18 protein-coding genes are annotated in these 24965 nt (G+C 59.0%); 11 read left to right on the top strand and 7 right to left on the bottom strand.

Annotation, left to right across the window (positions count from 1 at the left end; all coding sequences use genetic code 11):
- Positions 1-15 precede the first annotated feature (15 nt).
- From GWR55_RS11415 to GWR55_RS11400, 4 genes are read right to left on the bottom strand one after another with little or no spacing between them, the layout of a single operon-like run.
- Positions 16-840, bottom strand: a complete 825-nt coding sequence (locus tag GWR55_RS11415; protein ID WP_162402374.1) for a fumarylacetoacetate hydrolase family protein — start codon at positions 838-840, stop codon at positions 16-18.
- Positions 837-2849, bottom strand: a complete 2013-nt coding sequence (locus tag GWR55_RS11410) for a YjhG/YagF family D-xylonate dehydratase (RefSeq protein ID WP_162402373.1) — start codon at positions 2847-2849, stop codon at positions 837-839. The genes GWR55_RS11415 and GWR55_RS11410 overlap by 4 nt, the downstream gene beginning before the upstream one ends.
- Position 2850: 1 nt before the next feature.
- On the bottom strand, positions 2851-4209 hold the full coding sequence (locus GWR55_RS11405) for an MFS transporter (RefSeq protein WP_238398365.1): 1359 nt from the start codon (positions 4207-4209) through the stop codon (positions 2851-2853).
- 29 nt (positions 4210-4238) lie between these two features.
- Positions 4239-4982, bottom strand: a complete 744-nt coding sequence (locus GWR55_RS11400; protein WP_162402372.1) for a 3-oxoacyl-ACP reductase family protein — start codon at positions 4980-4982, stop codon at positions 4239-4241.
- A 183-nt stretch (positions 4983-5165) separates the two neighbouring features.
- Between GWR55_RS11400 and GWR55_RS11395 the strand changes: the two genes are divergently transcribed.
- The 3 genes from GWR55_RS11395 to GWR55_RS11385 all read left to right on the top strand — a co-directional run bounded on the left by GWR55_RS11395 (position 5166) and on the right by GWR55_RS11385 (position 11350).
- On the top strand, positions 5166-7460 hold the full coding sequence (locus GWR55_RS11395) for a tetratricopeptide repeat protein (protein WP_162402371.1): 2295 nt from the start codon (positions 5166-5168) through the stop codon (positions 7458-7460).
- Between the two features lie 124 nt (positions 7461-7584).
- Positions 7585-9003, top strand: coding sequence for a Gfo/Idh/MocA family protein (locus tag GWR55_RS11390; RefSeq protein WP_162402370.1), 1419 nt, complete (start codon positions 7585-7587; stop codon positions 9001-9003).
- Positions 9004-9076: 73 nt separating this feature from the next.
- Positions 9077-11350, top strand: coding sequence for a PQQ-binding-like beta-propeller repeat protein (locus tag GWR55_RS11385; protein WP_162402369.1), 2274 nt, complete (start codon positions 9077-9079; stop codon positions 11348-11350).
- Positions 11351-11419: 69 nt separating this feature from the next.
- Here GWR55_RS11385 and GWR55_RS11380 read toward each other — a convergent pair whose 3' ends face one another.
- Together GWR55_RS11380 and GWR55_RS11375 are read right to left on the bottom strand one after the other, a co-directional pair.
- Entirely contained in the window at positions 11420-12175 is a 756-nt protein-coding gene (locus GWR55_RS11380) for an SDR family NAD(P)-dependent oxidoreductase (RefSeq protein WP_162402368.1), read from the bottom strand.
- An 86-nt stretch (positions 12176-12261) separates the two neighbouring features.
- Positions 12262-13041: an SDR family NAD(P)-dependent oxidoreductase gene (locus GWR55_RS11375; protein WP_162402367.1), complete on the bottom strand. Its 780-nt coding sequence runs from the start codon at positions 13039-13041 to the stop codon at positions 12262-12264.
- A 319-nt stretch (positions 13042-13360) separates the two neighbouring features.
- On the opposite strand from GWR55_RS11375, the gene GWR55_RS11370 reads away from it, so the two are divergent.
- From GWR55_RS11370 to GWR55_RS11360, 3 genes are all read left to right on the top strand, one after another.
- Positions 13361-14269 (top strand): sugar phosphate isomerase/epimerase, encoded by a 909-nt coding sequence (locus GWR55_RS11370; RefSeq protein ID WP_162402366.1) that lies wholly within the window; start codon positions 13361-13363, stop codon positions 14267-14269.
- Positions 14270-14282: 13 nt separating this feature from the next.
- Positions 14283-15083, top strand: a complete 801-nt coding sequence (locus GWR55_RS11365) for an IclR family transcriptional regulator (RefSeq protein WP_162402365.1) — start codon at positions 14283-14285, stop codon at positions 15081-15083.
- A 163-nt stretch (positions 15084-15246) separates the two neighbouring features.
- The gene (locus GWR55_RS11360; RefSeq protein ID WP_162402364.1) at positions 15247-16272 is read left to right on the top strand and encodes an SMP-30/gluconolactonase/LRE family protein; all 1026 of its coding nucleotides are present in this window, start codon (positions 15247-15249) and stop codon (positions 16270-16272) included.
- 14 nt (positions 16273-16286) lie between these two features.
- Here GWR55_RS11360 and GWR55_RS11355 read toward each other — a convergent pair whose 3' ends face one another.
- Entirely contained in the window at positions 16287-17231 is a 945-nt protein-coding gene (locus tag GWR55_RS11355) for an NAD(P)-dependent oxidoreductase (protein ID WP_162402363.1), read from the bottom strand.
- A 191-nt stretch (positions 17232-17422) separates the two neighbouring features.
- Here GWR55_RS11355 and GWR55_RS11350 point away from each other — a divergent pair, with 191 nt between their 5' ends.
- The 5 genes from GWR55_RS11350 (at position 17423) to GWR55_RS11330 (ending at position 24896) form a co-directional block, all read left to right on the top strand.
- Positions 17423-19567 carry a transketolase C-terminal domain-containing protein gene (locus GWR55_RS11350; RefSeq protein ID WP_202925493.1) on the top strand — a complete coding sequence of 715 codons (2145 nt, stop codon included), beginning with the start codon at positions 17423-17425 and terminating at the stop codon, positions 19565-19567.
- Between the two features lie 14 nt (positions 19568-19581).
- Positions 19582-19974, top strand: coding sequence for a cupin domain-containing protein (locus tag GWR55_RS11345; protein WP_162402362.1), 393 nt, complete (start codon positions 19582-19584; stop codon positions 19972-19974).
- Positions 19975-20083: 109 nt separating this feature from the next.
- A complete protein-coding gene (locus tag GWR55_RS11340; RefSeq protein ID WP_162402361.1) occupies positions 20084-21388 on the top strand; it encodes an enolase C-terminal domain-like protein in 1305 nt (434 codons plus the stop codon).
- Entirely contained in the window at positions 21379-22173 is a 795-nt protein-coding gene (locus GWR55_RS11335; RefSeq protein WP_238398364.1) for an SDR family NAD(P)-dependent oxidoreductase, read from the top strand. Before GWR55_RS11340 ends, GWR55_RS11335 begins: the two co-directional genes overlap by 10 nt.
- Entirely contained in the window at positions 22170-24896 is a 2727-nt protein-coding gene (locus GWR55_RS11330) for a glycoside hydrolase family 3 C-terminal domain-containing protein (protein WP_238398363.1), read from the top strand. The genes GWR55_RS11335 and GWR55_RS11330 overlap by 4 nt, the downstream gene beginning before the upstream one ends.
- The last annotated feature ends 69 nt before the right edge of the window (positions 24897-24965 follow it).

The following is a 24965-nucleotide window of genomic DNA, read 5'->3' as shown; positions in this document are numbered from 1 at the left end:
GAGGGTTTTACCGTCTTAGGCGACGGGGTTCTCGAGGGTGCCGATTCCGTCAATCGTGATGCGAACAATATCTCCGCTGAGGAGCGTGAACTCATCGGCAGGAACGACGCCGGTGCCTGTCATAAGAAATGCTCCGTCGGGGAAGGTGTTGTCGCGGAAGAGATAGCTGACGAGGAGCTGGGGATCGCGCTTGAGTTCGGCCAGGGTCGTTTCGCCGGAGAAGGCAACGGAGCCATTGCGTTCGACCTGAAGCTGGATTGTGGTGGTGCGCGGCAGCGGCTCGGAGCTGAGCAGCAGAGCAGGACCGAGAGCGCAGCTTCCGTCATAGACCTTTGCCTGAGGAAGGTAGAGGGGGTTTTCGCCCTCGATATCGCGCGAGCTCATGTCGTTGCCGATGGTGTAGCCGGTAATGGTTCCGGTCGAGCTGATGAGCAGGGTAAGCTCTGGCTCGGGCACGGACCACTTGGCGTCGGAGCGAACGCGAACTGGCTGACCTGGGCCGACGACGCGGCGCGAGGTGGCCTTGAAGAAGAGCTCAGGGCGCTCCGCATGGTAGACGCGGTCGTAGAAGGTTCCGCCGCCTGCATCCTTTGACTCTTCCATGCGGGCGTCGCGGCTGCGGAAGTACGTTACGCCTGAGGCCCAGATCTCCTGGCTGCCTACGGGCGCGAGGAGGTCGGCCGGCTGCGGTGCGGGAGCAGGCTTGTCCGAAAGAGCGGCTTTAACACGCTGATAGATGTCAGGACTGGCGATGAGTTCGTCCCAGTTGGACGTTTCGACAGAGTAGAAGGAGCCACCTTCTTCAGCATAAAAACCGGTCTTTGTGCGATAGAGCTTCATCTTGCTTCCTTAAGGGTTGGAGTGGAGTTTCGATTCTTTTTCGTGGAGTTATTCTCCAGGCGTTGAAGGATGGCGTCGGTGTCATAGACGCAGCCGCCCCAGATGCCGCCGCTGGCGTGGGTGAGAGCGGCCCAGAGGCGTGTCTCAGTTGGCAGCATGGGGTGGGGCGCGAGATCGCTGCGTGGAACGCGTGACTCGAGACGGCGCTGTCCTTCTTCTGCGGAGAAGCGCTCGTCTCCACTGCCTACGAGGTTGACGGTGCCGTGCAGGGCTTCGCGGTCGATGACAATCTCGACGATGTCGTCATCCTGGATGCGACCGATGGGACCGTCCGCCAGAGCTTCGGGGGAGATGTGACCGATGCAAGCGCCGGTGGAGACTCCGCTGAAGCGGGCGTCGGTGAGGACGGCGACGTGCTTGCAGTCTGGAAGATTTTTGAGGGCAGAGGTGATCTGGTAGACCTCCTGCATGCCAGCACCTGCGGGGCCGCCGCAGATGAGGACGATGACGTGGCCTTTGCCGATACGGCCATCCTTGATGGCGGCGATCGCAGCTTCCTCTGTCGTGAAGACGCGAGCCGGACCCACGTGGCAATAGCAATTCTTTTCGTCGATCAGGGATGGATCGATGGACGTGCTCTTGATGACAGAGCCTTCGGGTGCGAGATTGCCGACGGGGAAACAGACCGTTGGGGTGAGACCACGGGCACGGGCGCGGTCCGGGGAGAAGATAACCTCGTCGGGATCGACACCATCGAGGGTGCGAAGTGTCTGCTTGAGTGCGCGGCGGCGCTCGCTCTGCTCCCACCAGTTGAGATTCTCGTCGAGGGTTTCGCCGGTCACGGTGCGCACGGAGGTGTCGAGCAGGCCGGCGTGGCGGAGGTGAAGCATCACTTCCGGAACTCCTCCGGCGAGAAAGACCTGCACCGTGGCGAAGTTCTGCGGGCCGTTGGGCAGGGCGTCGACCAGGCGCGGGATGTGGCGGTTGATCTCGGTCCAGTCTTCGCGCGTGGGGCGGCGGCGGCCAGCGGCGTGTGCGATTGCCGGGATGTGAAGCAGGAGGTTGGTGGAGCCTCCGAAGGCGGCATGAACCACCATGGAGTTGCGGACGGACGCATCGGTGATGACGTGGTTCGTCTCGATGCCCATGTGTGTCATACGGAGTATAGCGCGTGCGGACCGTACGGCGCTGTCGAGCCAGATGGGCTGGCCTGAAGGTGCAAGCGCGGAGTGCGGGAGGGCGAGACCGAGGGCTTCGCCGACGACCTGCGAGGTGGCGGCGGTTCCGAGGAACTGACATCCTCCTCCGGGGGTGGCGCAGGCGCGGCAGCCCATCTCGGCGGCGTACTCGAGCGTGATCTGGTGCTTGGCATAACGGGCGCCGATAGTCTGGACCTTGCCTGCGTCTTCACCTTCTTCGGCCAGCAGCGTGACCCCTCCGGGAACGAGGATGCTGGGATAGGCGCCGCAACCGGCAAGCGCCATCATCATGGCGGGCAGGCCCTTGTCACAGGTGGCGATGCCGACCACGCCCTTGCGGGTAGGAAGCGAACGGATCAGGCGCGAAAGGACGACGGCGGCGTCGTTGCGGTAGGGCAGCGAGTCCATCATGCCGGGCGTTCCCTGGGTGCGGCCGTCGCAGGGATCGGTGCAGGCACCGGCGAAGGGGATGGCGTGGAGGTTGCGGAACTCGCGAGCGGCCTCGGCGACGAGCAGGCCGACTTCCCAGTGGCCTGTGTGAAAGCCGAGCGCGATGGGGGTTCCGTCCTGCGCGCGAAGGCCGCCGTGTGTGCTGAGAATGAGGAATTCGGGGTCGAGGAGACGTGCAGGGTCCCAGCCCATACCTGCGTCCTGACTGAGGCCGAAGAGATTTCCGGAAGGCTGGGTGAGCAGCATCTCGGGCGTGATGGGAAGAGATCCCTGCGGGCCCGGAGCGTGGGTCTTCAGCGTGTCGAAGAGTCCGGAGGGAGTCTCAAGAACGCTGGAGGCGGAGATAGAAGAGTGCTTCATATCAGTTTTGTCCTGCGGTCTGTTGCGCTGTGCGAGGCAGCGCGAGGGTGAGCAAAGCAGATGCGATCAGAGAGAGCGACATCAGCAGGAAGCCCGGGCGCGAGCTATGCGTCACAGCTTCGAGCAGGCCGACGAGATAGCTTCCGACGAAGGCTCCGAGGGCGCCTGAGCTGTTTACCAGCGCGAGCACTTCTGCGGTAACGTTGCTTGGCAGGCGTTCGGGAATGATGGCGAAGAATGGACCGTAGGGAGCATACATGCCTCCTCCGGCGACGATCAGGCAGAGGAATGCGGCGGTGAAGCTGATGTCGGCCAGGAAAAATGAGCCGAGCATGCCGAACCCTGCCAGGAGGAGAAACGGCCAGACCAGCTTCTGGCGGTTCAGGCTCTTGTCCGACAGATGCGAGACGACGACCATGAGGATAATCGCGGCCAGATAAGGGATGGCAGACAGGAGGCCGGTCTGCCCCATGGAGAGAGAAGCGCCGTGGCGAATGATGGTCGGGAGCCAGAGGACGAAGCCGTAGACGCCAATGCTCCAGGCGAAGTATTGCACTGAGAGGAGGAGGACATCCTTGCGCATTAGTGCCTGGCGAACGGACTTGACCGGCTCGATGGTGACCTGTTCTTCGTTCAGACGCTGCTCCAGCACCTCGGCTGCCTCATGGCCGAGCCAGCCAGCCTGCGAGGGATGGTCATGGATGATGAAGATCCAGACGATCGCCCATAGGACGGATGGAATGCCTTCGATGATGAAGGTCTTCTGCCAGCCGAAGACCTGGATGAGATAGCCGGTGATGGCGGACATCCAGAGGACCGTGACAGGATTGCCGAGAATCAGCAGGGCGTTGGCTCGGGAGCGCTCGCTGCGCGTGAACCAGCGAGTGAGCAGAAGCATCATCGACGGCAGGATGACGCTTTCGGCGATGCCGAGTAGGAAGCGGTCGATGGCGAGCAGCCAGAAGTGGCGGATGACGCCTGTGAGCGCGGCTAGGGTACCCCAGACAATCAGGGCGGCGAAGACCAGCCAGCGCGCGCTGCGCTTTCTGGCGAAGGTCGCGCCCGGGATCTGGAAGATGAAGTAGCCGAGGAAGAAGAGCGCTCCCAGGAGCGAGGTCTGCGCCTCCGTGATGTGGAGAGTCTCAGCCAATCCGGCGGCGGCTCCGAAGCCATAGTTGGCGCGGTCGAGATAGGCGAGGCTATAGGTGACAAAGGCCGCGGGAAGGACGTAGATCCAGCGGCGTTTGAGGCAGGCGGCAGCCCTGGTGTCTGCCTCGATCGTGCCTGGTTTGAGCGCGTCTGGTTTTAGCGACACAGGTGCCTCGGGGATGGAGTCCGGGTTCGGAGAAGATTGAATCACGTTTCCAGATGTTCTTTCAGGGGTGCAGATCAGCTCATGTACCAGCCGCCATTCAGGTTGATGGTCTGGCCGGTGATGTAGCTGATCGTGGCAAGGAAGGTGACGGCGGCGGCTACTTCTTCAGCATGGCCGAAGCGGCCAACCGGTATAAGGTCGGGGCGAATCTTTCTGTTGTTGCGGATCATCTCTGTTTCAACCAGCGCGGGCGCGATCGCGTTCGAGGTGATGCCCTCTTTGGCGAGAAGGTTGGCGTAGCTGTGCATCAGGCCGTGCATCCCGGCTTTGCTGGCGGCGTAGTGCGGGCCAACGACTCCTCCTGTCTGTGCGGCGACCGAGGAGATGAAGATGAGTCGGCCCCACTGGCGGTTTCGCATCGCGGGCAGGACTGCCTGCGAGACGAGGAATGCCGAGGTAAGGTTGGTCGCAAGGGTATGGTTCCAGTCCGCGAGATCGAGCTCCAGAAACGGCTTCGTAGGATTGATTCCTGCATTGTTGACCAGAATATGGACCTCGCCCAGCCCGGCATGAATCGTCTTCATCATGCGCTCGACATCGGTAGGTGCGGAGACATCCGCCTGAACAGCGAGAGCGCGACGCCCGAGCTGTTCGATGGAGCGAACGACGGCGAGAGCTTCCTGTTGCGATCGGACGTAGTTTACGGCAACGTCGCATCCGGCGCGTGCGAGCGAGAGGGCCGCAGCGCTTCCGATGCCTCGCGAGGCCCCGGTTACGAGAGCGGTCTTTCCGATGAGTGGCAGTGCTGAAGATTCCATTTCGTAGTCAGAGTGTGAAGCAGACCTCTCGCTGAAGCGTTTCACAAGGCTAACGCGGGCGAAACTGCTGGACAAGTCTCCAAAACATAGTGCTATGATGATGCACCATCGCGCAACCGCACGTGCACGATAAGCAACGCGTTTCCTGCCCGGTGCGCGAGAAGCAAAAGGTCCGGAATATCCATGACTTCAAAATGGAAGTCGAAGCTCAAGCCGCTTGTGTGGGTGGGCCTGGTCGTGTTCTCTGCCGTGGTTGTTGCGGTTTTCTGGATCAGGAGGACTCCGGCCCATTCTTCCACTCCGGCGACTCGAACCGCATCGGCCGAATCGAAGAACGGATATGTGGACCCGCAGGTCTGCGCCACCTGTCATGGGCAGATTGCCAGAACCTATCAGAAGGTGGGGATGGCGCGGTCTTTCTATCGCCCAACATCTTCGAACATAATCGAGGACTACACGAAGAAGAACACCTTCGTACATCAGCCTTCCGGCCTGCACTACAGAATGATCGAGCGGGATGGAAAGTTCTTTCAGAGACGGTTCACGGTGGGGCCGGGCGGGCGCGAGGAGAATGTGCGCGAAGAGACGGTCGATTACATCCTCGGGTCCGGGAATCATGCGCGGACCTACCTGCACCGCACGGGGCAGGGCAGACTGGTGGAGCTGCCGGTGAGCTGGTATGTCGAGAACTCGGGCTCGTGGAACATGAGTCCGGGATTCGACAAGGTGGACCAGCAGGACATGCAGGGAGCGATCGGATCGGAGTGCATGTCCTGTCATAACGGATATCCGGAGATTACGGATGCAGTCGCGGCGACCCAGGACGATTCGATCTTTCCAGCAAAGATGCCGGAGGGAATCGGCTGCCAACGATGCCACGGCCCGGGCGCGGCGCATGTTTCGGCGGCCATGGGAGGGAAGGCGAGTGTTGAAGAGATTCGCAGCAGGATCGTGAATCCGGCAAAGCTGCCGCGCGACCGCCAGATGGAGGTCTGCATGCAATGCCATATGGAGACCAGCGCGCTCCATGTGCCGAGCGCGATACGCAACTACGATCGCGAGCAGTATTCATTCCATCCGGGAGAGAAGCTGGGCGACTATAAGACATACTTTGAGCGCCCGAAAGACCCGAAGGCAGACGACTTCGAGGTGGCGCACGCAGGCTACCAGCTGCTACGGTCGGCATGTTTCCGCAACAGCCAGATGACCTGCCTGACGTGCCACAATCCTCACGATGTTCCGCACGGCGATGGAGCGAAGAAGCAATACATCGCGACCTGCGAACAGTGCCACCAGAAGGTGGACCATAAGAATGTCGTGATGAAGCAGGGAAGCGACTGCCTGAGCTGTCACATGCCGAAACGACGGACCGAGGGGTCGGTCCATATCGTACTCACGGACCATTACATTCAGCGCATTCGTCCCTCGCGCGATCTTCGCGCTCCTTTCCCGGAGCCGCATCCGGCTGAGGACCACACGCCGGTCAGGATCTTCTATCCGGAGTCGCAGCCAACGGCTCGGGAGGAGCTGCTGCTCGCCGTGGCCAGGGTGAACGATGTCGGGATTGACGGCATAGGACAATTACGCTCACAGATCGACCGGCAGCATCCACGATGGCCGGAGCCTTACGTCGCCCTGGGCAAGGCTTATGCGCGTGTGGGAAAGACCGAAGACGCGGTGCGGTCTTTCAACGAGGCCCTGAAGCTTCGCCCTGACGATCGGGCGGCCCTGCACGAGCTGGCATCCGCTTTGCTGAACAGCGGCCAGAGGGATCGTGCCGTGGAGGTTCTGAAGCGAGGTGCAGACCGGTTTCCACAGGACGATGGATTCCTGGCAAACCTGGCGAATACCTACTTCCATGAAGGCAGACAGGCCGAGGCTCAGGATGCGGCTACGCGCGCCCTGGCAGTCAATCCGGATCGGCCGGATGTACATGACCTGAGTGGCCTGCTGGCTGTTTCGCGAGGAGACAGAGGTGCCGGAGAACAGGAGTTCCGTGAGGCAATCCGACTGCGGCCGAACCTGCCGGAGCCGCACAACAACCTGGCCAATCTGCTGGTTGGAGAGAAGAGGCTCGATGAGGCGGAAGCCAATTTCAAGAGGGCGATCGAGCTGAAGCCGGATTATGGAGATGCACATCACGGACTGGGCCTGCTGATGATCCTGACAGGTAGAAATGCTGACGCGGAGCGGGAGCTGCGGGAAGGAGCCCGGCTGTTGCCGTCGGATGCGGGCATCCATTCGGACCTTGGGGATCTTCTGGGGGCGGAGGGCCGGTTTGCCGATGCAGCGGCCGAGTATCGCCGTGCACTGGCAGTGAATGCAGCCAATCCGGAGGTGAGCCTGAGTCTGGCCCTTGTTCTTCTGCAGCAGGGACAGAGAGACGAGGCACTGAACTATCTGCAGATGGCCGCGCGGGGAAGTAATCCCGAGGTGAGCCAGCACGCGCAGGCCTTGCTGGCACAGATCTTCCGCTGATACAGAAAATTATGTTTTCTTGACGATGCTCGTCTGGCGTTGTTACTATTCTGCTCCGTAATGCGCAAATGATATTGCGTATTACGAAATAAATTCAGGGTGGACTTTGCAAGGGGGGCCGTCGTTGAAGGAGACCTTCACGCTTTCTCGGCGTCGCGTGCTGGCAGGGGCGGCGGCCTTCGGTGGATTCAATGCGATGCGAGCGATGGGGATGGGGGTCCCTAAAGCTCCGTCGTGGCTGGACCGGATGAACATCGCCTTTATCGGGATTGGGAACTACGGGGCAACCAACCTGAGAGAACTCGCCGGGGAAAATATTGTGGCAGTCTGTGACGTGGACTGGCGCACGAGGGCGCAGCTTCCTGACAGAGTGCTTCCTGCGAGCGAAGTGGTTGCGGAGCATCCGGCAGCGAAGCGCTTCGACGATTGGCGACGCATGCTGGAGGAGATGGACAGGCAGATTGACGCGGTGGTGGTCTGCACCGCCGATCACGTTCACGCCCAGGCCGCGCTGACCGCGATGAAGATGGGCAAGCACGTGTACTGCGAAAAACCTCTGGCGGCCACGATCCATGAAGTGCGGGCCATGATGGATTCGGCGCGACGGCATCCGAAGCAGGCGACGCAGACGGGCATCGTGGGGCATGCCTCGGAAGATGTTCGTCTGATCGTGGAGTGGATTCGCGCGGGCGCCATCGGTGAGGTGACGCGGGCTGACGTATTCCAGACGGACTGGGCAGCGGGGAAGCGGTACATCAATCCCTACTCCGATGTGGAGCAGGTCCATCGCGAGATTCCGACTCCGGATGAGGTGAAGTGGGATCTCTTTGTGGGCCCGGCGCCCATGCGGCCCTATAACCCGATGTATCTTCCGCTGCGCTGGCGCAATTGGGAGGACTTCGGAACGGGAATTCTGGGCGATCACGGGCCGCACTTTCTCGATCCTCTGGTGTGGGCGCTGGAGCTGGACTATCCGGAGACGATTGAGGGAGATGCCGATGCGGGATATTCAGGCGCGATTGCGAAGGAGATGTTTGCGCGTGTGTCGCATGTGAATTATCGATTCCCGGCAAAGGGGAGCCGCGGGCCAGTGTCGATCAAGTGGTGGGGGTACGACACGCCGCCGGCCCCTCCGGGATGGAAGAAGGATGAGCCTCTGCCGACGGGCGGGGGAATTATTTATGGCAGCAAGGGTGTGCTGGTCTATGGGCCGGTGTACAGCAGTAAACCGGGGGCGCAGAAGCAGGTCTGGCTGTTTCCAGAGGATCTGGATCGGACCTTCAGGCGGCCAGCGAAGACGATTGAGCGCCCGGTGAGTCATTGGACAGAGTGGGTGGACGCAGCCCGCCAGGGCAAACAGCCTTCATGCAGCTGGGCCTATGGCGGGCACATTACAGAGTTATGTCTGCTGGGAAACATTGCCATCGCGCACCACGGCACGGTGCTTCACTTCAACGGCAAGCAGAGAAGGTTTTTGAATTCCGAGAGTGCGAACGCGTTGTTCGCAAGACCCCGTCGCAAGGGATGGGAGCTACCAGTCTAAAGAGCCGCGCGATCCTAAGGAACCGATGGATCGAATCGGAGCTGTCGCATAAGACCACGGGCAAGAGGCAGGCATGATGCAACGAATTTCATGGAAGATGCAAGCGGGAACGTGGGTTCTCGTGGTTGGGGCGGCTGCGGCATTGTATGTTCGGCATCCCTTGCAGACGGTCGATGCGGCGACTGCTGCTACAAGAGCTTCGAATGTGTCGTGGACGACCTACGGCGGCTCGAACAGCGACGATCAGTACTCTGCGCTGAAGCAGATCAATCGCACAAATGCAAAGGACCTGAAGCAGGTCTGGTTTTACCCCGCGGGCAACAACGGCTTTCGCTACGGATCGAATCCGCTTGTCATCGACGGTGTGATGTATGTCTATGGCAAGAACAATACGGTGGTCGCGCTGGACGCAACAACCGGAAAAGAGATCTGGACCTATGACACGCATAATCCACGGCTGATCTCACACCGCGGAATGACGTATTGGGAGAGCAGGGACCGGTCGGACCGGCGCATTCTGTTTTCGATGAATAACTTTCTTCATGCGATCGATGCGCGTACGGGAAAGGACATTCAGAGCTTCGGGAAGGATGGAGCGGTCGACCTGAGGCAGGGATTGGGACGCGAGCCATCGACGATGCGGCAGATTCAGTCTAATACTCCGGGCCGCGTGTTCGAAAACCTGTACATCACAGGAGCCGCTACAGGCGAAGAGTATGAATCGCCTCCAGGAGACCTTCGCGCCTTCGATGTCGTGACAGGAAAGCTGGTCTGGCAGTTTCACACTATCCCGCACCCTGGAGAGATGGGTTATGACACATGGCCCAAAGATGCCTACAAGTATGTAGGCGGAACGAACAACTGGGGTGAGTTCTCCATCGACGAGAAGAGGGGGATTGTCTACTTCCCGCTCGGTTCGCCGACCTATGATTTTTATGGCGCGGACCGGCACGGGATGAATCTCTTTTCGGACTGTCTGCTGGCCCTCGATGCGCGTACAGGAAAGTACATCTGGCATTTCCAGACGACTCATCACGATCTTTGGGACTACGACCTGATGACGGGTCCGAAGCTGATGACCATCAAGCACGACGGGAAGATGGTCGATGTCGTTGTACAGGCGGGCAAGAATGGCTTTGTCTACGTCTTCGATCGGACGAACGGAAAACCGATCTGGCCGATTGAAGAGCGGCCCGTCCCGAAGTCTGACGTGCCTGGCGAACAGAGCTGGCCCACGCAGCCGTTCCCGATCCACATCCCGCCCTTTGCGCGTCAGAAGTTCACCCCTGATATGGTGAATCCCTATATCTCCGATCCCAAGGAGCGTGAGGAGATCCGGGAGCAGATAAAGGCTGCGAGACAGGAAGGGATCTTTACCCCGCCGAGCCTGGCGACCACGATGGAGACGCCGGGGAACAATGGTGGGGCAAACTGGGGATCGGCTTCGATCGATCCTGCCACCAATACCTATTATGTTGTCTCTAAAGATGCGCCTTCACTCCTCCATCTTGCGCCTAAGCCGCCGAAGCGCGAGATCCCAGGCTCTCCGGAGACGAAGGGGATGGTGGTCTATCTCCAGAACTGTCAGACCTGCCACGGGGCGGATCGCAAGGGCCAGCCACCGGCGATTCCATCACTTCAGGGAGTGATGGATCGTGTAGGAGGAGATCGTGTTCGCAATGCCGTACAGAACGGTATGGCGCCGATGCCGGCATTCCCTGATCTGGATAATGCCGATATCGATCATCTGCTGGCCTATCTGAAGTCTCCAGAAAAGGCGAATCTTCCGGCGGATGTCCTGGCGCGAATCATGGCTCCTCCAAAGGAGGCGGCAGAGAAGCTGGGGCCTGGCGGAACGCGGTATTGGACAGGATACGGGTACATGAACTCAAAGGAGGGACTCTCAGCCATTAGTCCTCCATGGTCGACCCTGACCGCCTATGACATGAACAAAGGCGAGATCAAGTGGCAGATTCCTCTGGGAGAAGTTACGGAACTGGCCGAGAAAGGCATTCGGAATACCGGAAGCTATTGGCCACGTGGAGGTGCTGTCGTCACTGCGGGCGGGCTCATTATTGTGGGGACCCGGTCCGATTCCAAGATACACATCTACGACAAAGACACGGGCAAGCAGATCACCGAGCTCAAGGTGGCCGGCGGACCTGAGGGGATTCCAACCCTCTATGAGGTAAACGGCAGACAGTACATTGCGATGAGTGCGCGTGCGAATTCCGACAGGAGAGTTGGCGATCAGCCGACTGCAAACGCGAAATCAGGAGATCCGGCAGATCAGAAGCAGGGATATTATGTCTTCGCACTGCCGGAGCGGGATGTGGCAAAGAAATAGCTTTCCGATATCAGAGAAGCAAAAGAAGAGGGCGCCGAGGCGCCCTTTCTTCTTTCGAAGGGGCAAGGACTACTTGCCCACCCACCCACCATCGACATACAGAGCCTGGCCAGTTACGTAGGCTGCCTCATCGGAGGCGAGGAATGCCGCTACCGATCCGATCTCGCAGGGAAGGCCAGGGCGTCCAAGCGAGATCTGCGCTACAACATGAGGAAGAATATCGGGGCTTTCAAGCACCCACCGGATCATGGGGGTTTCGATCAGGCCGGGATGAATGCAGTTGACGCGGATGCCATAGGAGCCAACTTCAGCGGAGATGTTACGGGTCATCGCCTCGATGGCAAGCTTGCTGGGAGCGTAATGGGTGCGGCCGGGCAGTACGCGGGCTGCCTGGATGGATCCGATGTTGACGATGGCGCCTTTGCGCCCTTCCGCGATGAGACGCTTGCAGAAGGCCTGCGAACACATCCACTCGCTCTTCAGATTGGTGTTGGTTACGTCTTCCCACTGCTTGTCCGTAAGCTCGATGAAGGGAACGATGGTTTCGATGCCGGCATTATTGACGAGGATATCGACAGGGCCGAGGGCATCCCATGCCTGATCAAAGAGACGTTCCACGTCTTCGCGCAACGAGACGTTGCCTCCGATAACGACAGCACGCCGGCCTTTGCTCTGAATATTTTTAAGGACTTCATCCGTACGGGAATCAACCGTGAGGTCATTGATGACGACATCGGCTCCCTGGTCGGCGAAGGCTTCAGCGATGCCGCGGCCTATCCCCTGGCCGGCACCTGTAACAACTGCGACTTTTCCCTTCAGCTTCATTCTTGTTGTGTCCTTTGGTTATTGCTTCAGCGAAAGATACGTTGCATCGCAGCGAGACTCTTTGGATGCGTCGATGAGTACAGTGCTTAGTGAATCGTCCAACCGCCATCCACCATCAGGGTATGTCCGACGATCATGTCGGCAAAGTTGCTGGAAAGAAAAAGGACAGCGCCGACCAGATCTTCCGGCTGATTCCACCGGCCCCTCGGAATCATCTCCTGCGTTGCCCATTCCCTGTAGCCGGGGCGCTCCAGGATGTTTTTGCGCGAGTCCGTCTCCGTGATGCAGGGCGCCACCGTGTTGACAAGCACTCCCTGATGGGCCCACTCGAGCGAAAGCGCCTTCGCCATGTGGTGCACCGCAGCCTTTGCCGCGGCGTAAACCGCCCTCTTTTTAAAGGCGATCTCTCCAAAGTTCGATCCGATATGAATGATGCGGCCGCCGCCCTGCTTCAACATGACGCGTCCAGCTGCCTGCGAAGCGAAGAAGACGCTCTTGACCGTGGCATCGAAGGTCTTGTCGTATTCTTCTTCGGTGACGTCCACGGCATCGCCGGTTCCGGTCCAGCTGGCATTGTTGACGAGAATGTCGACGCGCCCGAATTCGGCGACCGTGCGATCTATCAAAGAGCGGCAGTCCTCGACCTTGTTGACATCGGTGACGACGATCAGGGCCTTTCTCCCGAGCGCCTCGATCTCCCGCTGCAACTCCCTGATATCGTCCATGCGAGGCCCCGGATATTTTGCGAGCACAAGGTGAGCGCCCGCTTGCGCAAGACCAAGCGCAATGGCTCGCCCTATGCCCTGCGATGCTCCCGTAACGACTGCGATTTTGCCTTCGAGGCCGAAGCTGGAATAGTCGGGCAAAGTGAATCTCCTTCACGGTTCCGGCCTGACAGAACTTGTCGGATCATGTCGGGCTTGTTTTATTCATTGCGCAAAGCGAGAACTCCATTGCGCATAATGCAAACACGCCAGAATCTTATCTGTCCTATAAGGATGCGTCAAGGATTGTTCGAGGCCTTCTTGAAAGATGCGCCGGCATACGATATTCCTGCGGGAATCGAGGCCATCCTCCTTGACAAGGATGATGAAGCCGGTGCAGATTGATTGCGTGGTATGCAAGCCTGATTGCACTTGACGCATTGTAGTCGTCACCAGGCCGGGCTTTCCGAGGAGGCAGTTCTTGAATCGCTATCTGAGTCGCCGTACATTTCTTTCACAAAGCGCCCTGGCCGCGGCCAGCTTGGCGACGATGCCAGCCTTTGCTGCCCAGAAGAAGAGGAAAATCCACTTGGGCCACACCGGAATCACCTGGCGGAATGCGGAGGTCGATCAGGCGATCGAATCGGTTTCTTCTTCAGGATTTTACGGCTTTGAGACCTTTGGTGAAGTCCTTGCGCGAGCGGAAGAGCACGGAGGGCTTCGGACGGTCCTGAAGAAGAACAACATTCCGCTGATCTCGGGGTATTGCACGATCAATCTGACCGACCCGGAAAAGAAAAAGGATGAACTGGACAAGGCGGTTCGATGGTGCGGACTGATTAAGAAAAATGGGGGGAGAGTTTTTGTCGTCGGCCCCAATCAGGTTCCCCGCCAGACGTACGATTTTGCAGCGAATAAATCAAACATTATCAGCACGTTGAATGAGCTTTCCAAGACCGTGACCGATCAGGGGTTGACGCCGGTGCTGCACCAGCACACCGGAACCTGTATTGAATCGCGGGATGAAACCTACGCAGTTCTGGATGCAGTTGATACCAATCATCTGAAGTTTGGTCCGGATGTCGGACAACTTACCAAGGGCGGACAGGACGCTCTGAAGGTAGTGAAGGACTTCCTGCCGCTGGTCCAGCATATGCATCTCAAAGATTTCAACGGAAAAAGCGATCAACTGCTGGGCTATTGCCCCCTGGGACAGGGCCAGGTCGATGTCGCCGGAATTCTGGATGTGATGGAAGGCCGGAAGATTAGTGGTATGGTAATGGTCGAGCTTGATAATGACTTCAAAGGTTCACCGCCGGTGCCTCCCGCAACCCTGGTAAAGGAGAGCCGGGATTACCTGCGGTCGATTGGAGTCAGATTCCGGGCGTGAGCAGCAGGAGCCGATGCCAAAGAAAGTTGCCCAAGTTCCATTTATCCAGAGTCTCGACCGCGGCCTGACGATTCTGCAGGCAGTCGCTACATCTACACAACCAGTCACTCTTGGCGAGTTATCGGACCTGCTGGGAGTGGACCGCAGCAGCGCCTTCCGACTGGCACAGACACTGCGTAGACGAGGTTTTCTCTCCACACCGGCTGGACGCAAGGACTACATCCTTGGTTCAGCCATGTGGACCCTCTCCCGCCAGTACGACTGGAGCAACATGCTGGTGCGGGTAGCTCATCAGGAGCTGAAGGCCCTCGCCAATGCATTGAACGAAACTGCGCATCTTGCCATTCGAGAGGGCAGGAATGCGTTGTTTATCGATTCAGTGCACGCCCGCCACGTGCTGGTGGTTGCCGGGCAGACCGGAGAGTTGGTGCCGCTGTATGCAACGGCGCACGGCAAGGCCCTTTTGGCGGACTACGGCGAAAAGGAGCTTCGCACGTTGTTCGGCAGCGAACCGCTGCAGAAGTACACCAAGACCACCATCAAAACCCTTCCCGCTCTCGTGAAGGAATGTGCCGGGATCCAGGAGCGGGGATACGCCCTCGATGAGGCCGAGTTCATGGAGGGAATGCGTTGCGTTGCGGCTCCCATTCGCCTGAACAGCGGTATGGTGGTCGGTTCGATCGGCATCTCGGCGCCTGCCTCGCGCTTCCTCAAAGAGCATTATCCGGCGCATTCAAAATCGGTCATTCAATGCGCGAAGAAGATCGGCCAGCTTCTCAGCGTATCGGAAGAGGCTGCAGAGCAGAGCGCCTGATCGCTTCTGAAGAAAATATCATCGAAAAGCATCCGGGTCGCACCGGATGCTTTTTTCTTGTGCGAGAAACGCGCTGTTGTTGTTCGCAGCGACGTCAAATGCTAATCTTGCAAATTGAATTGCGTAATGTGCAATCATTCAAATTTCCCGGAGTAAAAGACAGATGCGGAATCCTGTTCTGGATTTTGAGATTGACCGGTCCAAACTGCAGTACATCGGCCAGGGCCTTCAGCGCCCCGAATGCATTCTTGCCGAAAAGGATGGAACGTTGTGGTCGGCAGATTCGCGCGGCGGAGTCGTGCGGATGCGCCACGATGGCACCCAGGAGATTATCACGCAGAAGATCTCGTCGCATTTCACCAACGCTGACAGCGAGGCGACGCGCTATCTTACCGGGACGTTGCCCAACGGCCTGGCCTTCGCTGAGAACGGCGATATCCTGATCTCAAACTTCGGGACGGACCGGCTGGAGGTGATGACCCGCACCGGCGACTCGAAGGTCCTGGCCGACAGCATCGATGGAGAGGCGATCGGCAAGGTGAACTTTGTGCTGCGCGACTCGAAAGGGCGCATCTGGATCACCGTCTCGACCCGCATCAAGAACTGGATGCATGCTCTCAAGCCGGATCTTCCGGATGGCTACATTGCGCGGTATATCGACGGCAAGTTTCGCATTGTGGCGGATGGGTTTCACTTCACCAATGAGATCCGCATGGACGCGAAGGAAGAGTATATGTACGTCGTGGAGACGACCGGAGGCTGCATCAGCCGGCTCCGCGTGAACGAGGACGGTTCGCTGGGGCAGAGAGAGGTCTTTGGTCCTTCAAGCCTCGGCAAGGGCGCCTGGCCGGACGGCATCGCCTTCGACAGCTTTGGCAACTTGTGGGGAACCTGCGTCTATTCCGACAAGCTGTTTGTGCTGACTCCTGAGGGAGACCAGCGCGTGCTGCTGGATGAAGGCGACCCGGCAAAAGTGGATGCGCTGGAGAAGCAGTTCTTCGCCGGCAAGGTCACCGAAGACGTTCTGTTTGCTACCGGGCAAGGCATCGCGCCGTGGATGGCGAGTGTCACCTTCGGAGGGCCGGATTTGCAGACGATCTATATCGGATCGCTGCGAGCGAACAACATCCCTTACTTCCGTGCTCCCATAGCAGGGCTGCCGATGGTGCACTGGAACGAAACGCGCTGAATCCGATAAAGCAGTTACCGCGATGCAGACTGCATCGCGGTAACTGCCTCCTGAACGGCCTCAAGAGACGTGTATCGGGGTGCGTATCCCAGCAGCCTGCGGGCCTTCACGATGCTGCAGTTCGGCGAGTGCGCGATATGATCCCAGGTGAAGCGCGCGTCTTTTTCTTCCACCGTATCTTTCCATTGCTCCCAAGGCAGAAATGCCAGGTCGGCAGTATGCCCATACCATGCGCTCATGCGTTCGGCGAATCCCCTGAGCGTGAGGGCTGCCGGTGAGACGACATGGAAGCTCTCGCCAATGGCGACGCTGCGGTGAGACATGGCGCACAGAAACGCCCGCGCTACATCGTCGGCGTGAACGTGGTGAACGGTCTCCATTCCAAGATTGGGAAGGCGGACCGTTTTCCCCTGGGCGAGATCTGAAAAAACGCTCGGGTTGAAGTTGCCCTGCGGATTGATGGGGTTCCACCCTGTCCCTACCAGATGCCCGGGATGCAGGAGCGTCGCCGGAAAGCCCTCTCGCCGCGCTTTGGAGAGAAGGAACTGCTCGATGGCCAGCTTACGGATTCCGTAGTCGCCGAAGGGATATTTGGCGGCATCCTCGGTGGTCGGCACCTCGATGCTGTGGCCGTGCGTCCAGATGGTTCCGCAGTGAAGGAAGTGCTGGATGCGCCCCTGGAGCGCGTTCGCCAACTGCTCTGCGCTCTCGAGGCGATAGCAGGTGAGGTCGATGACGATCTCCGGGTCCAGGGCGGCGATCTTTTCTCCAAAGACGCCGGCGTTCTCTTCGGCGTCGCGGTCGAGGGTGACGGGACGCACGGCCTTCCAGGCCGGGTTCGGACGATATGGGCTTTTCGCCCCCCGGGAGACACAAAGAACGTCGTGTCCGGCCTCAACCAGCCGTGGGGTGAGATAGGTGCCGATGTGTCCGGTTCCGCCGATAATGACAACGCGCATGGTTTCTCCTGAGGGCTTTCATTGTATGGTGCAGGTTGGAAAGAACGAGGGCTTCAGCATGGCCGCAAAAGAGTTTTGCATCTTTCTTGACGGTAGTTTGTTGTGGCACCTATACTTTCGATCAAATTATGCAAAACAAATTGCGTAATACGCATTGAAATTCGATTTTACAAAAAAGATTGGAAGAGAGCATGAACGCCCAAGCCATCGCTGTTGGTGATCTCAAGGTTCCAACCAGGGAGTTGTTGATGCACCGAGATACAGTTTTTCAGAAGGGTCTGCTGAAGCTTCTTGCGATCAAGGACTCCGATATCCGCATCCTTACGTTCGCCCAGAGCGGGGACGCCATCGACAAGGGCCTGCACTCCGGGGGAGCCCTGTCGGCGACAGTACCGTTGGTCTCTCTCTTTTACGGAGGCTTCCTTCGACTGGATGTGACGGATCCGACCCGGCCGGGGCAGGATCTTTTTACGCTGAGCAAAGGCCACGCAGTGGCTGCGCTGGCCTCGATCTATGCGGAGATGGGGTACTTCGACGAGAAGGTGCTGCACGGCTCGCGTTCGCACGAGAGCATTCTGAACGGCCATCCCGGCCCTGTGCTCCCGGGAATTCAGATCGCGACCGGACCGATGGGGCAGGGCATCGGCGTGGCGCAGGGCTTTGCGCTGGCTGGAAAGCGCAGCCCGCAGTTCGATTCCTATTGCCTGGTGGGTGACGGCGAGCTTCAGGAAGGCTCGTGCTGGGAGACCGTGATGTATGCAGCCCAGCATGGGCTGGACAACTTCTGTGTGATGGTGGACCGGAACAACGGGCAGCTGGATATCCACGACCGCATGCTCTTCCCCATGCCTGCGCTCGAAACGGTCTTCCAGTCGTATGGATGGAATGCCTTCAGTGTGGACGCGACCGAGTACGATGGCGTCGTCGCTGCGCTGAACCAGTTCCGGTTTGGCCCAAGGAACGGGCGTCCGACTGCAATCATCTGTAATACCCGCAAGGGCTTTGGAGCGTTCTCAGACTTCTTCAACAAGCACAAGGTGACGGTGCCCGAAGCACTGCTGGCACAGGAGCTGAAGCTGCAAAAGCAGCGCCGGGCGGCGAGAGTGCAGGAGTTTGTCTCCTTCCTCGATGAGATCTCGAGCTCCCCTGAGGGAGAGACCATCCGCGAGTTGCTGTTGAGCGAAGCCGAGAGGATGCATCTTGCGGTTAACGGCGCCTCGAATGCAAATCTCTTTGATTCGGTCATGGGGCCAGTCCTGACGAAACAGGTGCCCCGGCGGAACAAGAAGATCGATTATGATCCTGCCGCACTGCCGAAGCTCGATCGTAATAAGAGCTACAGCGCAGCGGAGATTGTTACTGCGGGGATGAAGGTCTTTGCCCGCGATGAGCGTGTCGTCTCCATTGACTCCGACCTTGCGTCTACAAGCGGTCTGCAGTCAGGCGTCGGCGCGGCCGATCAGTCGCGTGCTCTGAACGTTGGCGTGGCGGAAGCCAACATGATGCTGATCGCGGAAGCTTATGCAGCTCTGGGGAACAATACGTGGTGTAGCACCTTCTGCCCGTTCTTCAACTGGCAGGTGATGCGGCGCGTTGCCGTAGGGCACCAGGAACGACTGGAGGCGATCGCCGACAAGAACGGCTGGCTGAGCGAAGGCCACGGACTGGACATCACCTATCTGGCGACGGCAGCCAACTTTGAGACGCGCACCAACGGCGCCACCCACATGGGCAATGACGATGCCTCGACCTTCGACGCAGTCGCCCACCTGAAGATCATTGACGTGTCCTGTCCGCAGCAGATGCTGTCCATCATGAAGTGGATCATGGAGGGTAACCGCGGTCTGGTGTACCTGCGCGTCATGCGGACCGGGTCGGCGGTGCTCTACGACACGGACTACGAGTTCGAGTTCGGCAAAGGTTACGAGGTTCGCCGGTCGGATTCAGATCGCGCCATCGTGATCAGCAGCGGCAGGGGAGTTCACGAAGCCCTGGCGGCGGCGGAGATCTGCGCGAAGAACGGCATCGACATCGGCGTCGTCGATATGCCATCTGTGGACGACGAGCTGATGATGCGTCTCTATCGCACAGGTTTGCCCATCCTCTTCGCAGAGCAGAACAACGGCTATCTGTGGCAGAACTTCCTGAAGGTACTGTATCGTCATCGTGCTGATACGGACGCATCCGGTTTGAAGCGCGTATCCACGCTCAACACGCTGGACAGAGAAGGGAACAAGCAGTTTATCCACTCGGCGACGTACGAAGAGCTGGTCAAAGTATTCGGTCTGACTCCCGACGGCATCGCCCAGGCGGTTCAGGGCATCCTGGCGAACTAGAAAGTGAGCAATCCATGGCGATACCGATCGTAGATGAGAAGGACGTTGAAGAGCTGGACTTGCCCGGACGCAAGCTGCGCTGGGTGGTGACGGGTGAGAATACCGGAGCACAGTACTGTACGATGGCTGTCATTCGGGTGGCGCCGGGGGAGCGGGCGCGGCCCGCACACTCCCACCCCCAGGGCGAAGAAGTGATCTACATCCTGAGCGGTCATGGCCGGGTCCTTGTGAATGGTGAGGTGCAGCCTGTGCATACTGGCTGCGCCGTCTTGTTCCCCAAGGGGCAGGTGCATATGCTCCAGAACCTTTCAGACGAGGAGATGAAGGTCGCCTGTTTCTTCGCGCCGCCTGCGGGGTTGGAGAATTACAAGTTCTTCGACGATGTCGATTTTCCTGAATATTCCTAAGATTGTGTATTCTTCGACACGTCGGTTGTTCCATGGGCCTTTGTCTTCTGCAATCGGATAAGGGCCTGTAAGCGGAGTCATTGCGTGTCACGTCAGGAGAAGATCGTAGATGAATCGGAGAAGCGTGCTCTTCGGAGCGATGGCGGGAGCGGTAGCAGCGGTCAGTCCCGGGGTCGAAGTCCATGCGGCAGCCCAATCCAAAGGGTGCACGGACGGCGTTGCTCCTCAGAAGATTGCTGCGGTTGAACTGCTCGAGCTGAAGGGGCATTACGAAACAGAAGCAGGCGTCAACGGACAGCGGCAGGTTAATCCGCTGGACATTTACGACAATCAGCGGCCTCCGGAGTACCGGGACAATCCTTCTGGAACGAAGACTGTATCTTCGACCGCAATTTATCTGCGCATCAGGACGGCAGATGGGCTCGAAGGGCTGTACGGGCCCATTGAACGTGAGCCGGCGATGGTGATCTACGAAGATCTGCGGCCGTTCCTGATCGGCAAGGACGCGCTCGCGACCGAACTTCTGTGGGACGAGATGTACCGCTCCAACCGGCACTCTCGCGCCGGATTCTTCCTGATGGCGATCAGCGCGGTCGACAACACGCTGTGGGATCTGAAGGGGCGCTACTATGGCGTTCCTGTCTATCGGTTGCTGGGCGGACCCACGCGCGAGTCGGTGGAGGTCTATGCAAGCTGCCTTGGCTTCTCTCTGGAACCTGAGGCGGTGCGGAAGCGATGCCTCGCTATCAAGCAGGAGGGCTATCGCTATCAGAAGTGGTTTATCGGTTATGGTCCGGGATCGGGCGCTGCGGGCATGGAGAAGAACGTCGCGCTGGTGCGTCTGCTCCGCGAGACTCTGGGCGACGATACGGAGCTGATGTTCGACGCCTTTAGCGGCTGGGACCAGACCTATGCGCTCGAGTGGGCGCATCAGGTGGAGAAGTATCATCCGCGCTGGATGGAAGAGATCGCTCATCCGGAGAAGATACAGTCCTTCGCCAATCTGCATCGCGGCACCACTATCCCGATTGCATCGGGGGAGCACTTCTACGGCCGCTGGGAGGTACAGCATTATCTGCAGGCGGATGCGCTGTCCGTGGTCCAGGCAGACCCGGAGTGGTGTGGAGGCATCTCCGAGCTGGTAAAGATCGGCACGGTTGCTTCGCTCTACGATGTCCCTGTGATTCCGCACGGCCACAGCATCCATGCAGCGATGCACGTCATCGCAAGTCACTCTCCCATGACGTTTCCGCTAGGGGAATACCTGATCAACAAGATGCGTCACTACTATCATTTTGAGAAGCGGCCTCCTGTACCGGTACGCGCGCACCTGGCGCTGCCGAAGGAGGCGGGTTTTGGCATTGAGCTGGACCCGGCTAAGATCGATTCTCAAAAGGTATTGACGTGGACATAGACGAGAAGACCGGAAAACCTGCCCCCACAGATTTGAAGGGACAGTGTGCCGTTGTTCTTGGAGGAACTTCGGGGATTGGGCGTTCGCTTGCATTAGGGCTGGCCCGGAAGGGTGTCTCTGTCATCGCTTCGTCGCGGCACGAAGATTCGGTGGCTGAAGTAGCCGGAGAGATCGAGGCGCTGAGTGTTCGCACAATGAGGATGTGCAGCGATGTCTCCGATCGCTCCTCACTGGCGCAGCTGCGGGACGCGGTCCTCGCGGAGTTTGGCAGCATTCAGATCCTGGTGAACTGCGCCGGCATGACGAAGCGGGTCAACACGCTGGAGATGGATGAGGCGATCTGGAATCAGATCCTCGACGTAAACCTCACGGGGACGCTGCGGGGATGCCAGGTCTTTGGCGAGGCCATGATCGAGAGCGGCTTCGGAAGAATCGTGAACATCGCCTCTCTTTCGACCTTCGTCGCCTTTCACGAAGTCGCCGCCTACGGCGCAAGCAAGGCGGCGGTCGGCGCGCTCACTCGCTCGCTCGCGGTAGAGTGGGCCCCCTTCGGGGTTACGGTCAACGCAATCGCACCCGGGGTGTTTCCAACCGCGTTAAACCGCAGGATCATCGACAGCCCACGCGGGCAGGAGCTGCTGCAGCGGACGCCAGTGCACCGCTTTGGAGAACCCGAGGAGCTGGTTTCGGCGTTGCTCTATCTGGTCAGCCCGGAGAGCAGCTTTACGACCGGCCAGCTTGTCGTTGTGGATGGAGGCTTTCTCGCCAGCGGAGTCAATCAATGATTTCTACCGTACAAGATGGTGGTGCCGTCATGCTGGAGATCTTTGGACGAAGGATGAAAACATTGGCAGCGGCCGCGCTCCTGCTCGCCGGAACGGTAGTTTGTCTACCGGCCCGGGGACAGGCCGCCAGCAAGCCTGCCTATCAGGACTCTTCGTTGCCGATGGAACGGAGAGTCGACGATCTCGTGAGCCGGATGACGCTGGATGAGAAGGCGCAGCAACTGGTCAACACGGCCCCGGCGATTCCGCGACTGGGAGTTCCTGCCTACGACTTCTGGAACGAAGGGCTGCACGGTGTGGCCCGCTCCGGATATGCGACGCTGTTCCCGCAGGCTATTGGCATGGCTGCGACTTTTGATGAGCCGCTGATGAATAGCATTGGCACGGTCATCTCCACAGAGGCGCGTGCGAAGTACAACGAAGCTGTCCGGCACGATGTTCACTCCATCTACTACGGGCTCACCATCTGGTCGCCCAACATCAACATCTTCCGCGATCCCCGCTGGGGACGAGGACAGGAGACCTACGGAGAGGACCCTTTCCTCACGGGGCAGTTGGGAACTGCGTTTGTAAAGGGGCTGCAGGGGACCGATCCCACCTACTTCAGAGCGATCGCCACGCCCAAGCACTTCGCCGTACACAGCGGACCTGAGAGCGATCGGCATCGTTTCAATGTCCATCCTTCGCCGTATGACCTGTGGGATACCTATCTTCCGGCGTTTCGGTCAACCATCGTCGATGGTCATGCGTACAGCATCATGTGTGCCTATAACGAAGTGAATGGAGAGCCTGCCTGCGCGAGCGAGCTTCTGCTCAAAGACATTCTGCGGGGCGATTGGCGCTTCCAGGGATTCGTGACCTCCGATTGCGGCGCGATCGATGACTTCTTCCATCCCAACGGCCATCATTATTCTCCGGATGGAGAACATGCGTCGGTTGCGGGAATCCGCATGGGAACGGACACGAACTGCGGTACAACCTATAAGAACCTTGCCAACGCTGTTCGCCAGGGGCTGATCCGCGAGGACGAGCTGGATGTCTCGCTGCGCCGCCTCTTTCTGGCTCGGTACAAGCTTGGCCTCTTCGATCCGCCTGCGAAGGTGAAATACGCCTCCGTGCCATTCAGCGAAGACATGTCGCCAGCCCATACGCAGCTTGCACTGCGGGCAGCGCGCGAGGCGATGGTGCTCCTTAAGAATGAAAACCATACTCTGCCGCTCAGCGGGAAGGCGCACACGATCGCGGTGATCGGGCCGAATGCCGCAGAGCTTGCCGCGATTGAAGGAAACTACAACGCCGTGCCGAAAAACCCGGTGATGCCGGTCGATGGCATCATCCGTGAGTTCCCGGCGACGAAGGTCGTCTACGCGCAGGGCTCGCCCTATGCAGAGAATGCGCCTATCGTAATTCCGCGAACGCAATTCCGCACAGGCAAGGGGTCGAGCACGGAAGGATTGAAGGCCGAGTACTTCTCCAACGACAGCTTCCAGGGAAAACCCGCTCTGGTACGCGTCGATAAACAGATCAACTTCGACTGGAACAGTGCTTCCCCGGCTGCGGCGGTCGATGCTCGTGCATTCTCCGTGCGCTGGACCGGAACCCTGCAGGCTCCTGCTCCTGGCGACTACGAGCTAACCGCCACCCTGGCGCACTGCTACCCGTGCAACGATACGGAAAACTTCACAATACGGCTGGACGGCAAGGAGCTTACCGCCTTCCACGTCGGTGAGGATAAACCCTTCCGCGATTCTGCGACGCCCCACATCAAAGTGCACTTTGATGATGCCAGGCCGCATGCGTTGGAGGTTGCGTATTCGCACCGTGCAAAGCTCTTTGGCGCCGGATTGACCTTGCAGTGGGTCGCTCCTGTGCAGCCACTGCTCGATCAGGCGATGCTGACTATCAAGGATGCCGATGTCGTGGTGGCGTTCGTCGGCCTGTCGCCCGATCTCGAAGGCGAAGAGATGAAGGTGCAGATCCCAGGCTTTGCTGGAGGCGATCGCACCGATATCGGCCTGCCTGCAGCCCAGAAGAACCTTCTGGAGGCTACGAAGAAGACCGGTAAGCCTCTGGTGGTGGTCCTGCTGAATGGATCGGCTCTGGCCGTCAACTGGGCACAGCAGAACGCCAATGCCATCCTCGAGGCCTGGTATCCGGGACAAGCGGGCGCGCAGGCGATCGCAGAGACGCTGAGCGGGAAGAACAATCCGGCAGGTAGGCTGCCAGTCACCTTTTACCGCAGCGTGGATGACCTGCCGCCGTTCACGGACTACTCAATGGCGAATAGAACCTATCGCTACTTCAGGGGACAGCCGCTCTATGGCTTCGGATATGGACTGAGCTATACCAGCTTCGCCTATTCAAACGTCAAGCTGAATACAGAGCGCCTGAACGCAGGAGATGAGCTGACGGTAGAGGCCGATGTGAAGAACACCGGCAAGATGGCTGGCGATGAAGTTGCCGAGCTTTATCTGGCTCCGCCGCAGAATGGTCTTCTTCCGCGTCATTCGCTGGAGGGCTTCCAGCGGCTTCATCTTGCTCCCGGGGAGACGAAGCGCGTTCAGTTCACCCTTAGCCCCAGGCAGCTCTCCTATGTCGATCAGAAGGGGATTCGAGCGGTGCGTTCCGGAACGTATGCCATATCGGTCGGCGGCTCGCAGTCCGGCGCGGGAGAGCCGCAAGCCTCATTTGCGATCATCGGAGAAAAGGAGCTGCCGCACTAGAGAGTATCGACATAGCCTTTGCACGCGACAATTCCTTGACCGGTTTCCTCCAATGCTCTTACCAAAGTG

Origin of the sequence: Edaphobacter sp. 12200R-103, assembly GCF_010093025.1 — a bacterium.
Taxonomy (GTDB): domain Bacteria; phylum Acidobacteriota; class Terriglobia; order Terriglobales; family Acidobacteriaceae; genus Edaphobacter.
This window is presented reverse-complemented; position numbering and strand designations above follow the sequence as displayed.

Excerpts from the sequence above, each read along its gene's own strand:
- GWR55_RS11355 (WP_162402363.1), bottom strand. The coding sequence starts at position 17,231 with ATGCGCGTTGTCATTATCGGCGGAACCGGACACATCGGCACCTATCTC.
- GWR55_RS11415 (WP_162402374.1), bottom strand. The coding sequence starts at position 840 with ATGAAGCTCTATCGCACAAAGACCGGTTTTTATGCTGAAGAAGGTGGC.
- GWR55_RS11365 (WP_162402365.1), top strand. The coding sequence starts at position 14,283 with ATGCCAAAGAAAGTTGCCCAAGTTCCATTTATCCAGAGTCTCGACCGC.
- GWR55_RS11385 (WP_162402369.1), top strand. The coding sequence starts at position 9,077 with ATGATGCAACGAATTTCATGGAAGATGCAAGCGGGAACGTGGGTTCTC.
- GWR55_RS11350 (WP_202925493.1), top strand. The coding sequence starts at position 17,423 with ATGAACGCCCAAGCCATCGCTGTTGGTGATCTCAAGGTTCCAACCAGG.
- GWR55_RS11400 (WP_162402372.1), bottom strand. The coding sequence starts at position 4,982 with ATGGAATCTTCAGCACTGCCACTCATCGGAAAGACCGCTCTCGTAACC.
- GWR55_RS11340 (WP_162402361.1), top strand. The coding sequence starts at position 20,084 with ATGAATCGGAGAAGCGTGCTCTTCGGAGCGATGGCGGGAGCGGTAGCA.
- GWR55_RS11395 (WP_162402371.1), top strand. The coding sequence starts at position 5,166 with ATGACTTCAAAATGGAAGTCGAAGCTCAAGCCGCTTGTGTGGGTGGGC.
- GWR55_RS11410 (WP_162402373.1), bottom strand. The coding sequence starts at position 2,849 with ATGAAGCACTCTTCTATCTCCGCCTCCAGCGTTCTTGAGACTCCCTCC.
- GWR55_RS11380 (WP_162402368.1), bottom strand. The coding sequence starts at position 12,175 with ATGAAGCTGAAGGGAAAAGTCGCAGTTGTTACAGGTGCCGGCCAGGGG.
- GWR55_RS11360 (WP_162402364.1), top strand. The coding sequence starts at position 15,247 with ATGCGGAATCCTGTTCTGGATTTTGAGATTGACCGGTCCAAACTGCAG.
- GWR55_RS11330 (WP_238398363.1), top strand. The coding sequence starts at position 22,170 with ATGATTTCTACCGTACAAGATGGTGGTGCCGTCATGCTGGAGATCTTT.
- GWR55_RS11345 (WP_162402362.1), top strand. The coding sequence starts at position 19,582 with ATGGCGATACCGATCGTAGATGAGAAGGACGTTGAAGAGCTGGACTTG.